The following is a 12,454-nucleotide window of genomic DNA, read 5'->3' as shown; positions in this document are numbered from 1 at the left end:
AGATGAACTAACAGCGCGAGGATGCCCCCTTTCAGGGGGCTGTAAACCAAAGCCGCCTTCTAAGAAGGCGGATTTTTACTCTGTTTATGGTGAGTTAAGGGTTCTGAACGTATTAGGCTGCTTGAATATGAGTGGTGATATACGGCTGCCAGGCGTTTTGGTAGAGCTCGATAGATTGGCGACGAAACTGGTTAATTTGCGCCTTTTCAATATCATGTAACGCTCGCTTCTCTAATGCGGCGACACGTTCAAACTTCTGGATCTGTTCATAGAAACGATGCTCGGGGCCATTTTTCACATCGGCAATGGCTTTAAGGTGCAATTGTACTTCTGCAATGACATTGGTTTTAGGAAGTTGAACCAGTAAGTTTAAATCACGATATCCCGATGCCGCAGGCGATTTAAAGCGGTTCTTTACTTTTACGATGCTGGCCTCTCGGCTTAATACTTCATAAGCCTCGACTAAGCTTGGTACATCATTTGCCACCAGGGTTGTTCTGGCTAAATCTGTGATCCTATCAGCTCGCCCACCTAATTCATGTTCTATTTTGTTTAATGCTCGGTCACGTGATTTCACGCCAGAAAAGTGAGCCTCTGTTGATGTCAGTAAAGCAGTACTTCTGCACAATGTTTCAAGTTCACGTTGAGCTTGGTGAGCTTTACTGTAGAGAATTTCAAAATCGTTGTAGGGTTGCAAAGGCTGGTTGTTGGTGGACTGGATGCCATATAAACCGCTTAAACTATGCTTGAACAGTTTAGATGAGAGTTGATTTTTCGATTCACCAACTTTGGCATCACTTTCTGAATTGAACGGAACGGCTGCAAAGGCAGGGGCTCTGCTTAGTACTAAAAGCATCAGTGCCGTAGTACGTAAAAATAGGCTCATTCATTCTCCTTAACTTAGTCTAGGTAAAAGGTGAAACCAAAATAGACCTAAACACGTGATAACCAGAGTCGCTTGCTATGAGATCTTGGGATGAACAAAGTCAACTCAATAGCTCGTGGAACAATTAATCCATAATTTTGCGCTTTATCACAGGTCTTATCTTCAGACGCCTCGCTAGGCTATCTGTTCAATTTGATGTGTTACCAAGTGTATCTAATGAGGATGAACCAAATATGAACATCTTTATCTGTCTTTATGCTGTTTGTTTAACCCGTTGGGGGATTCACTTATTAGTCAGTAGCATGTACTTTGTCTGGCTGTAGATTTTAATCGTAGAGTACGAAGATAATGAAAGATCCCGAGTTTTGGCACAAGAAATGGGCCTCCAACCAAATAGGATTTCACTTAGAAGATGTGAACCCATTGTTGATCGAATATTGGCCTCAACTCTCACCTCAACGAAATGAAAGTGTATTTGTACCATTGTGCGGAAAAAGTGAAGATTTGATATGGCTCGCTTCCCAGCATGAACAGGTTCAGGGTGTAGAGCTGAGTGAAATTGCCGTTCGTTCCTTTTTTGCCGAGCATTTTTATACGCCAACGGTCACTCGCTTAAATGGAGCGCATGAACTGTATCAGTTTGATGAACTGATGATTTATACCGGAGATGTCTTTAGTGCGCCGCTAAAAGCGGTTGAGCTTATCTACGACCGAGCGGCGTTAGTTGCGCTGCCCCCTGAAATGCGAAAGGAGTACGTTACTCGCTTGCTTTCACTGTTAAAAGAGGGCGGAAGGGTGCTGCTTGTGACGCTGGATTACGTTCAAAGTGAAATGATGGGCCCTCCATTCTGTGTCGCCAAAAATGAAGTTGAGTCGTTATTCACTGACTGCAAAGTGACGTGTCTGTTTCGTGACGATGCTGATGAAAATCACCCTAAAATCAGTCAACGAGGATTAAGCCGTTTTGCTGAAGTCGTGTGGTTAATTGAGAAGTAACAGACTATGCTTAAATCGTTTATTTATACATCTTATACAACAATAAATAGGTAGGTTTTAGGCGTTTGATGAGAGCAAGCCATTACGTCTATATCAGCCGCTCTAATACTAAGGAAAAACTATGGGTTTGTTTAGTCGGAAGCCAAGCAGCAATCAACAGTCTAAAAAGAGCAGTGATGAACTGGTGGTTGATTCAATAAAACGCACGATGGCTTATATTGAGTTTGATCCACAAGGACATATTCTGACTGCCAGCTCCTCATTCTTACAAGTGTTGGGTTATTCATTATCGGAAGTGGTGGGCCAGCATCATCGAATGTTCTGTGAAAGTGAATTTGTTAATGCGCCTCAATATAGTCAACTTTGGCAAAATTTAGCGCAAGGTAAACCTCATGCGGGTACGTTTTGCCGTTTAACTAAAAGCCATAATAAAGTGTGGATTGAAGCTACGTACATCCCAGTAAAAGATGAGCAAGGAAAAGTGGTTAAGGTGGTGAAGATTGCCAGTGATGTCACTGCTGCAAAAGAGAAATTGGATAGGCAAGTGGCCGTATTTGAAGCTGTCGATAAGTCAATGGCTGTGATTTCTTTCACTCCCGATGGGACAGTTGTGGAGGCGAATCCAAACTTTCTGTCCTGTGTTGGGTACAAATTACAAGAAATCGTTGGTAAACCACATCGCCTATTCTGTGACGATGAGTTTTATAGAAAGAACCCGAATTTTTGGGCGTCGCTTGCTAGCGGCCATTTTAAAACGGGATTATTTAAACGTTTTACAAAACATGGTGATGAAATTTGGTTAGAAGCGACTTATAACCCCATCTTTAACGAAAAGCATAAAGTGATTGGTGTGACTAAGTTTGCAACTGATGTCACGCAACGAGTACTGCAAGCTCGGGCGATTAAAGATGCAGCAGAAGTGGCGCATCACACCTCACAAGAAACGGTACATATTGCTCAACTTGGGACGGGAACGCTAGCCGAAGCCGCCTCCATTGCTAAAGAGATTGATAACGCGATCACTAAGGCGAATACATCGATGACGCAACTGGCCAACCAGTCGCAGCAAATCACCAAAATTGTAACCACCATTACAGGCATAGCAGAACAGACTAATTTGCTGGCGCTCAATGCCGCTATCGAGGCTGCGCGTGCCGGGGAGTATGGCCGGGGTTTTGCGGTGGTTGCTGATGAGGTGCGCTCATTGGCCTCCAATACCACCAAAGCGACCGATGAAATTGGTAATATTGTTAAGCTCAATAGCGAACTGACCAACAGCTCGACATCGATGATGGGGGCAATTCAAGGCCAAGTCACGGCATGTAACAGCAAACTGGAAGAGACGCAAAAGCTGATTGATGAAATGAGAAAAGCCGCGGACAGTGTGGTTGGCACGGTCAGTGAACTGATTAAAGAGTAAGGCTCTGCAGCGAGTATTGTTGGTGAAGAAAATGAAAGCGAGCCTAGTGGCTCGCTTTGCGTTTTTACAGAATCACTTGCACGCTTTTGGCACATTGAATTGCGTTGTGCAAAGCCTGTTTGAGTTCTTTATCTTTCGCCAGAGCAACCCCAAGTCGACGGCGTCCATCAATGTCTGGTTTACCAAACAGACGAAGTTGAGTGTGTGGGATAGACAGTGCTTCATTTATTCCATCAAATCTAAGGTTAGTGGAGGTGCCTTGACCTAAAATAACCGCAGATGCCGATGGCCCATATTGGGTAATACTGTTGATTGGCATACCCGTGAACGCGCGCACGTGTAACGCAAATTCAGACAGCTCTTGCGAAATGAGGGTGACCATTCCCGTATCATGTGGGCGAGGGGACACTTCATTGAAGATAACATTATCGCCTTTTACAAACAGTTCAACACCAAATAAGCCGTAACCACCGAGTGCATTAACCACTTGTTCTGCTACATATTCAGCGGCTTTAATTGCGTTAGCCGACATCACTTGTGGTTGCCATGATTCGCGATAATCCCCTTCCTCTTGTCGATGGCCAATGGGAGCGCAGAAATGGACACCATCCACTGCTCGAATCGTCAAGAGAGTAATTTCGTAGTCGAAATCGATAAAGCCTTCGACGATCACTCTCCCTGCTCCACTGCGGCCACCTTCTTGAGCGTATGCCCAAGCGCGGCTAATATCCTCTTGCGTCTTAATCACACTTTGGCCTTTACCTGATGAACTCATCACCGGCTTAACTACGCAAGGCATACCGACATGCTCAATCGCCAGTACAAAATCATTATAGTCATCAGCAAACTGATAAGGAGAGGTAGGTAAGGCAAGAGTTTCTGCGGCTAAACGGCGAATGCCTTCACGGTTCATCGTCAATTGAGTGGCCGTTGCCGTGGGGACAACGTTTAAGCCTTGCGCTTCCAGTTCAACCAGCTTGTGAGTGGCAATTGCTTCAATTTCTGGCACCACGTAGTCTGGTTTTTCGAGTTCGATAATGGCTTGTAGCGCATCGCCATCGAGCATATCCAATACGTGGCTACGATGCGCCACCTGCATTGCTGGAGCGTTGGCGTAGCGATCACAGGCAATCACTTCTAAACCAAGGCGTTGGCATTCAATTGCCACCTCTTTGCCCAATTCTCCGGAACCAAGCAGTAAAACGCGGGTGGCATTTTCACGTGTAGCAGTACCAAACATAGTGAATCCTTACATTCAAGCAATAGGTAATAGCGAAAACAGCCAAAATCATACTAAAATTAAGAATAAAAGCAAACGTTTGCCTTTATGATGAGAGACGAGTGATTTTCTGTTCGTGCTGTCGATAGAGTGGTTTGTGTAATACGCAGTAAACGAACTCATATCTGTACAAAATTAAGGCTGAAATAGCAATTAATGTGCAGTAAACAGCATTCGAGAAACTGCGTTAAGAATATGAAGTAATTTCAGTCTAAAGTTTATGTGGGATTGACTAAGAAAAAGATACCTATGGCTATGAAAACTTTCTTACGTTTGCGTTTTATTACTCTACACACGAAAACTGCTCTGTTGTTTTCTGTCGGGTTGGTTGGGATCATTCTTAGCAGCTTATTTATTACTCGCCATTTTTTTTTATATAGTTTGAATGAGCTTGAATCAATTGAGATTCATCGAGATAGCAATCAAGCTCAGTCGGTCATTCAAGATCTTTTAGTACAGCAAGAAAAGCGTTCTTATGATTGGGCTTATTGGGATGAAACTTATCTGTTGCTGTTGAATGGCGACACTCAATTTGCTGAGCGCAACTTGTATCCTGATTCCCTCGATACTTTAGGTTTAGACGTTTTGGCTTTCATCACCGAATCCTCGCAATTGGTTGAATATTTATGTCGGGATATTGAACCTGGCACAAACTGTTCGTTAGTGGAACAGTTGATACGCTCACAAGGTGTGAGCGACCATTTAATTCAGATGCATCACACACTTGATGAGGATAAAACTAGCCGCTCTGGCCTCATCCGTGTGGAAAATAGTGTGTGGGTGGTGAGCCTAACTCCGGTGCGTAACAGTGAAGGTACGGCTGGTGTTGTGGGGTGGATGCTATGGGGACAGCACTTAACCCGTCGTTTCCCTTCTCAGTATCAGAACCTACTAACCGCTAAAAATGACATTGTAGTTACCGATGTTCCTGTGATTTTACCTGTTAGTCATAATCAAGAGGGTATTGAAAGAGATCAAAATAATATCACGCATTACACCTTACTCAGTGATATGACAGGGCAACCTATTGGTTATCTAAAAACCTGTGCTCAGCGGCTTTACTATCAAAAAGGGAACGAAACTTTTTATTATTTGATTTTGACGATCATCATTGCGGCCGGCTTTGTCGCCGTGGCTACTTTTGCTCTGTTTCGCAGCAAGGTAGCCAAACGGTTTGAGAATTTTGAGCGTGGAATCAATCAGCTGATTGAAGAGAGTGCATTCTCTTCACAATCGAGTGATAAACAAGATGAGTTTGAACGAATTACTGAACTTGTCCGTTCACTTGCTGCCTCATCCTCCTTGGCGGAAGATAGGCTTAAAGAGACGTTACAGAAATTTGATGCACTCTATCAAAGCCAAAATCTCGGAATGTTGCTGGTGGTTGATCGCTTCATTGTCGATGTGAACCAAGCCTTGTTGGATATGCTTTCTTATTCTAGAGATGAGTTGGTTGGAAAGGTTTTAGATGAGTTTTGTATTATACAAAATGATGTGGTGTGCAGCAGTGAATTACTCTACCAAAATATAGAACAAGGGATGCGTGAATTTGAGGGACATGTTGTTACAAAGAGTCAGCAGCGTTTAGAGTGTCTTATCGAAGCTACATTGATAGAACAACGTGGGCATCGCTCTATCATGCTATCGATTACTGATATCAGCGAGCAAAAGCAGCAAGAGCAGCTTATTTACGACCTTACCCATTGTGACCCAGTTTCAGGTTTACTTAATCGTCCAACGATGATGAGCCAAGTGCAGCCTTTGATTGACAATCCGACTGAATGTGGTGGGTTTTCCGTGCTCTACCTACGGGTTAAAAGACTAAAAGAAATTTCAGAAGTGTACGGACACAGTGCTTACGATATGGCCGTTAAACATTTTTCGGCTACGCTTAGAAACCGTTTCAATACGTCCATAATGGGACGAATTAGTGAATATGAATTTATGGTGTGTGAGTTGGGTAACGGGGCAACCTCTTTTTTGATTCACAGAGGCACTAAGCTTATCGATAGTTACAAGAGGAAGACTGACATTGGCGGCTTGGAACTCGATTTGAGTGTGGAAGGCGCTGTGATTGATTCACAATTGCCGATCGATTCTTTTGAAACTTTGGTTCAAAGTGGTTTTTATGCCATTCAACAAACAGAGAAAGCTGGAGCCAGCCTGGTTGTTTCAGTGACACAAGAATTGTTTGTTCATGCCCAGAAGTCGTTAGCGATCAATCGAGATCTTATCTCTGCCGTGAAAGATGGTCATATTATTGCTTACTATCAGCCGATTGTTCGTGCAGACAGTGCTGAAATCATTGGCTTTGAAGCTCTAGCTCGCTGGGAACACCCTCAACTTGGTATGGTTTCGCCAGCCGTATTTATCCCTTTGGCTGAGCAACGTAAAGTGATCATTGAATTGGGAGAGCAGATACTAGGCCAAGCCTGCCAATTTATTAACGAACTGCAAACGCGGTCGCAATTTTCGTTGGGTAAACGGCTAAGTATTCACGTCAATCTTTCTAGCCCGCATTTCTACAGTAAAAAATTGGTCGGGTACTTATCAGTATTGATTGAAAAATATCAAATTGAACCGGGACAATTAGTGCTCGAATTGACGGAAAGTATGTTGTTGGGGGCTGAAGAAGAGACGATCAAACGCATGGATGCGATAAAAAAACTCGGTATACAGTTGGCGCTTGATGATTTTGGTACGGGGTATTCCTCGTTTAGTACATTGTGTGATTTTCCATTAGATATAGTGAAGTTAGACCAGTCTTATATTTCCACATTGGAATCCAATGACAAAGCCAAAACCTTGGTGCGCAGTATTATCAATATGTCGCAAGAGCTAGGCTTAACTACCGTGGCTGAAGGGGTTGAAACTGCTTCGCAACTGCGCAAACTCAAAGTCTGGAATATTGATGAGATCCAAGGCTTCTATTTTTACAAGCCGATGAGTAAACAAGAGGTGTTCGATAATTTGTTGGGCGGAAAGGATATGCGGTAAAACCTGCACCATCAAAAGGAAAAAATCCCCATGCGTTGGGGATTTTTCACTAGAGCGCCTAAACCACAAGATAGGAAAGAGGAATGTCTGGGTTAATTACTTCCAAGGTGGCTTGAGTATCGGCTAAATGGCTAATACTGCCATCAGACATCTCAACTAATGCGGCTGCGACAATATTATCAAAGCGTTGGCCATCCATCATTAACTGAACAAGAGCAACTTGCAATGGTGGTAAGCTTGGGTTGAATGCGGCATTTTCAGCATACGCACCGACGTAGGTTTTACCATTCTCAACTTGCAGGGCAACACCACTGAGATTGTTGGTATAGGGTGCGTAACTGTGGTTTAGGCCATTAAGGGCTAAGCCAATGAGTGGGTCATCTTCGCTAGTTGTTTTGCCGTGGTTAGCGTCTGCCATTAGACCAGAATCAACACCTAAATCAGCAGGACCAAATGATTCAGGTAGGTACTCTTGCAGTGACTTCTCATCACGCTGTGGTAGCTGAATGACAAGCGAGTCTGCGGTCGTAAGCTCATTCATAAACTGACGGCAGTGCCCACAAGGGCTGAAGTTGATGGTAATGTCAGCAACGCCTTGTTCACCTTTCATCCACGCATGGCTGATGGCACATTGCTCGGCGTGTACGGTTTGGCCTAATTGTGCACCGGAAAACTCCATATTCGCGCCAAAGTACAAACGGCCCGATAAACCTCTGACGATGGCTCCCACGTAAAAGTTTGAAAGCGGTACATAAGCATAGGCGGCCGCAAAAGGCAGCAGTGCAACGCGCAATTCCGCATCGTCTAAGCCAGAAAGAGAAAGCAGTTGGTTGAACTGTTCTGGTGATAGGGTTGCGTCAAAATCATCGCACAGCAGAATGGGCGACAAAAATTCTGCAACGGTTTTTGGCGTATCAGCTAGCGCCTGTTCAATACGGCTTTTCATAATGAGTCCTTATCTATGTATTGACGAATATTCTAGGAGAAGAATGAAATTTTACTGAGATTTAAGTCACATAATGCAATGTAACGTAATTTTGGTTTTCACATTTAGAGTGAGGTCACACATGAAATCGATTACAGTCAGCCTTAGAGTGAGACACGTCTACAATCAAAATCCATGAGTAGACGTATCTTTGATTTCTGTTGGCACTCTATAGCGTGGACAACCACATTGAAAAAGCAAAAAAACTTGGAGCAAGTATCGATGTGATTACGCCGCACACGACTAATGCAAGTGAACTAAATGCTGCGTCACGTGGATCTTTTTCAGCGCAGGTTGCTGTGCCCAGCGCATGAGATACGGTGCCCATGGTTAAGCCTTTAGCAATGGGATGCGTAATGTTGAGAAGGTTATAGATAGGGTAGGCGAGAATCGCGCCAAACAGCCCTACAATGACCACTAAAACGGCGGCAATGGCTGGCTCCCCACCGAGGTTACTGGAAACTTCCATCGCAATCGGTGTGGTAACTGATTTACCCAGTAGGCTGGCGATTAAATGTATATCCGTTTGAAGATAAACAGCAATTAAGCTGGCTGTGAGCATTGACATAGCACTGCCCACCCCGCAGGCGAGGGCAATGATGCGCCAATTTGAGCGGATCTGAGGCAGTTGTTCATAGAGAGGATAAGCCAGCGCCACCACGGCCGGTTGCAACAGAAAGCTCAGCCACTGGTTATCAGCATAGTAACTGGCATAAGGGATGTTAAAAAATAGCAAGATAGGAATGATGATCACAAGGCTGAGCAGTAACGGATTCATTATGGCCGTTTTGCATTTTTTACTGATCCAACGTGTTAGGAAAAAGACCGCAATCGTGAGCAATAACCACATCACTTATTCCCCTTTTTCAAAAAACGATCCAGCCCTAAACCCAGACAAACTAATACGATCAGCGTACCGCCCACCGCGCTAGCAAGAATCGGTATGGCGTTACTCATCAATAAATCAAAATGCTCGATTAATCCGACACTGATAGGGACAAATAAAATGACCATATAACGGATAAAAAGACTGGCACTGGGTTTTACCCATTCGACAGGCACGAGCCCACTTGCCAATAAACTAAACAGAATTAGCATTCCGATAATACTGCCCGGAATGGTGATGCCAAGCCAATGTTGAAGATTGATACCTGCCATCAGGCAAAGGAAAATCAGCCCCATAGAGACCAAATATTTTGCAATGGTATTCACAATAAAAGTCGGTGCCTTGTTGTGCCTAAACTATTTTCGGAAATGGAATCGCAGCGTGTTGGTTTGAAACCTGACAGCGCGAAAACCTCGTACATTAACTCGCGATGTCTTCCACATAACGGTAAACGGATTTTAAAATAGCCATTTTCTTTTCGTCACTGCTGTGGGTGTGAACTAAGTTCTCTAAATTGAGCATGTACTCTTCAAGGTGGCTTTCGAAATAATCACGACAGTGAGTTGCCCAACGTCTTTGCTCTTCGTCACTTAATGTCAATGGGTAATGGCGAGCGCGGTAGCGAAACAGCAAGGGTTCGATGCGCTTATCGCTAAAACTAATGTCTAATGCGGCGAGATTGACTGGGTCAGCTTGGCGAATGATCTCCATCGCCGCTTTGTCGGCTGGAGAGAAGAAACCGTCGTAGAGTTGAGTATCGACATCGTCACTGTGCTTATATTCTCGCTCAATTGTGTAGAGGCCAATCAGCTTTTCTCTGATCTCAGGGTACTGCTTGATGAGCGCTAAGTGTTCAAGGCACAGGTTTCTATCGACCCCGATATGGTCTGCATTTTCGGCCGTTAATGTTTTGGCCGGCGCAAGGATAGGGCATTTATTGAGATGCACTAATTTGATGGGCACTGGCAATTCATCTTCTGCCAACTCTTCGCGTTTGGTATATAGACGTTGATGCAGTTCTTCGCTGCTTAAATCGATCAGGGGTTGAGGGTTTTTGGCAAGGTCCACCACAATAACCGCATTTTGATTGGTGGGATGCCAAGCAATCGGCACGATCCAACTGGTATATTGGCATTCTCGGCCTAACATACCCGATACGTGCATTAAAGGTGTCATGTTGACGATATCAATCAGATCATTGAGTTTGCGTTTATGGCGCATGTTAAAAAAGTAATCAAACAACTTGGGTTGGGCGGCTTTTACTTTTTTGGCTAGCTCAATGGTGGCGATAACATCGGCCATAGCATCGTGGGCATTCGCATGTTCGATGCCATTGGCAACTGAGAGATGCTCCAGCTTAAAACTGGTAAAGCCTTCGTCATTTTCGGGCCAGTTGATGCCTTCTGGGCGTAGCGCATGGCAGGCGCGCATCACATCAAGTAAATCCCAGCGTGAATTGCCGTTTTGCCAGCTCCAAGCATACGGATCAATGAAATTACGATAGCAAGTGTAACGCGTTACTTCATCATCAAAACGAATACTGTTGTAACCAAGACTGGTGGTGTTGGGTGTGGCGAGTTGTTGATGAATTTTGGCGATAAATTCAGGCTCTGGCAAGCCTTGGGCCACCGCTTTTTGTGGAGTGATACCCGTAATAAGCGCCGCTTCTGGAGAAGGCAAATAGTCCGCTGGTGGTTGGCAATAGATGACCAGTGGTTCGCCAATAATATTAAAATCCATATCGGTGCGAACGCCCGCAAATTGGCTCGGACGATCTTTCGCAGGGTTGACTCCCCACGTCTCATAGTCGAGGAAAAAGAAAGTAGGCGGGTGCTCTTGTCGCATTCGATAGTATCCAGTCGCTGAAATTTAAGGTTTATTAGACCATTGCCTGTGTGACATAGCAATGTGCGAAGCATGCTCTGATGAGGATTTGAAATGAAAAAGCCGGCGCATTGGCACCGGCTTGGAGAAAAACGAGAACGTTCGATACTTTCTAGGCTTGCTGTTCTTGAACTTGTACCTGTTTACCGTTCAGTAAGCGGCTGGTAATGGTACCTGCCGTCATTGAGCCTGAAACGTTCAACGCGGTGCGGGCCATATCAATCAACGGTTCAATGGAGATAAGCAGTGCTGCAATCGTCACTGGTAGGCCCATCGCTGGTAGTACGATTAAGGCTGCAAAAGTGGCACCGCCACCGACGCCGGCAATACCAAATGAGCTGATTGCGATAATAGCCACTAGCGACAAAATAAAGTGCACGTCCATTGGATTAATACCGACGGTAGGAGCAACCATCACAGCGAGCATGGCTGGGTAAATACCAGCGCAGCCGTTTTGACCAATAGTGGCACCGAATGAAGCCGATAGGTTGGCAATTGCTGGTGGTACGTTCAGCTTAGTGATTTGCGCTTCTACATTCAGAGGAATGGTTGCCGCTGAGCTACGTGAGGTAAACGCGAAGGTCAACACTGGCCAAATTTTCTGAAAATACTCTTTAGGGCTAACGCCTACAAAAGAAACCAAGATACCGTGCACCACAAACATCAATGCAATGGCGACATAAGAGGCGACAATAAAACCGAGCAAACTCAGAATATCGCCCGCACTTGATGTAGCGACAACTTTCGCCATCAACGCCGCAATACCGTAAGGGGTTAGTGCCATCACCATTTTCACGAGGCGCATCACAATCGACTGTATCGCTTCGACAAAGGTGCGGATTGGCGTTTCTAGCTCGGCTTTCTCTGACATTACTTTACGCGCCGCAATACCCGTTAGTACGCCAAAAATAACCACAGCGATGATCGAGGTTGAGCGAGCACCGGTTAAGTCGGCAAAAGGATTGGTCGGAATAAAGCTTAATAGCATTTGAGGAATAGTTAAATCACTCACAGTAGCGGCGCGGCTTTCTAGTACAGCAATACGCGCCGTTTCACGGCTGCCTTCAACGAGGCCGTCTGCTGTTAAACCAAAAGCTTGGGTGACAAAAATACCGATCAAT

10 protein-coding genes are annotated in these 12,454 nt (G+C 44.7%); 3 read left to right on the top strand and 7 right to left on the bottom strand.

Annotated features, from left to right (window positions below; all coding sequences use genetic code 11):
• Positions 1-112: 112 nt before the first annotated feature.
• Complete coding sequence (locus tag AACR75_RS00085) at positions 113-886, bottom strand: RelA/SpoT domain-containing protein (protein WP_013856623.1); 774 nt, start codon at positions 884-886, stop codon at positions 113-115.
• A gap of 348 nt (positions 887-1,234) precedes the next feature.
• Here AACR75_RS00085 and AACR75_RS00080 point away from each other — a divergent pair, with 348 nt between their 5' ends.
• The gene (locus AACR75_RS00080) at positions 1,235-1,882 is read left to right on the top strand and encodes a thiopurine S-methyltransferase (protein ID WP_047688272.1); all 648 of its coding nucleotides are present in this window, start codon (positions 1,235-1,237) and stop codon (positions 1,880-1,882) included.
• A gap of 121 nt (positions 1,883-2,003) precedes the next feature.
• A complete protein-coding gene (locus AACR75_RS00075; protein WP_047688270.1) occupies positions 2,004-3,302 on the top strand; it encodes a methyl-accepting chemotaxis protein in 1,299 nt (432 codons plus the stop codon).
• A gap of 64 nt (positions 3,303-3,366) precedes the next feature.
• Here AACR75_RS00075 and purT read toward each other — a convergent pair whose 3' ends face one another.
• On the bottom strand, positions 3,367-4,542 hold the full coding sequence (gene purT / locus AACR75_RS00070; RefSeq protein WP_017047011.1) for a formate-dependent phosphoribosylglycinamide formyltransferase: 1,176 nt from the start codon (positions 4,540-4,542) through the stop codon (positions 3,367-3,369).
• Positions 4,543-4,830: 288 nt separating this feature from the next.
• On the opposite strand from purT, the gene AACR75_RS00065 reads away from it, so the two are divergent.
• Positions 4,831-7,578, top strand: coding sequence for a bifunctional diguanylate cyclase/phosphodiesterase (locus AACR75_RS00065; RefSeq protein WP_231564163.1), 2,748 nt, complete (start codon positions 4,831-4,833; stop codon positions 7,576-7,578).
• A gap of 58 nt (positions 7,579-7,636) precedes the next feature.
• On the opposite strand, the gene cdd is transcribed toward AACR75_RS00065, so the two are convergent.
• From cdd to AACR75_RS00040, 5 genes are all read right to left on the bottom strand, one after another.
• Complete coding sequence (gene cdd, locus AACR75_RS00060; protein WP_047688268.1) at positions 7,637-8,524, bottom strand: cytidine deaminase; 888 nt, start codon at positions 8,522-8,524, stop codon at positions 7,637-7,639.
• A 208-nt stretch (positions 8,525-8,732) separates the two neighbouring features.
• Complete coding sequence (locus AACR75_RS00055; RefSeq protein WP_010319624.1) at positions 8,733-9,413, bottom strand: CidB/LrgB family autolysis modulator; 681 nt, start codon at positions 9,411-9,413, stop codon at positions 8,733-8,735.
• Positions 9,413-9,745 (bottom strand): CidA/LrgA family protein, encoded by a 333-nt coding sequence (locus tag AACR75_RS00050; protein ID WP_033197434.1) that lies wholly within the window; start codon positions 9,743-9,745, stop codon positions 9,413-9,415. The genes AACR75_RS00055 and AACR75_RS00050 overlap by 1 nt, the downstream gene beginning before the upstream one ends.
• 124 nt (positions 9,746-9,869) lie before the next feature.
• The gene (gene sbcB, locus AACR75_RS00045) at positions 9,870-11,294 is read right to left on the bottom strand and encodes an exodeoxyribonuclease I (protein WP_017047014.1); all 1,425 of its coding nucleotides are present in this window, start codon (positions 11,292-11,294) and stop codon (positions 9,870-9,872) included.
• A gap of 151 nt (positions 11,295-11,445) precedes the next feature.
• A partial coding sequence (locus tag AACR75_RS00040) for a cation:dicarboxylate symporter family transporter (RefSeq protein WP_047688266.1) occupies positions 11,446-12,454 on the bottom strand: 1,009 nt, incomplete at its 5' end.

Source organism: Vibrio sp. ZOR0018 (assembly GCF_963865925.1).
In the GTDB taxonomy this organism is placed as follows: Bacteria; Pseudomonadota; Gammaproteobacteria; order Enterobacterales; family Vibrionaceae; genus Vibrio; species Vibrio anguillarum.
The sequence above is the reverse complement of the archived record's forward strand: the minus strand, read 5'-3'. Positions and strand labels throughout refer to the sequence as shown.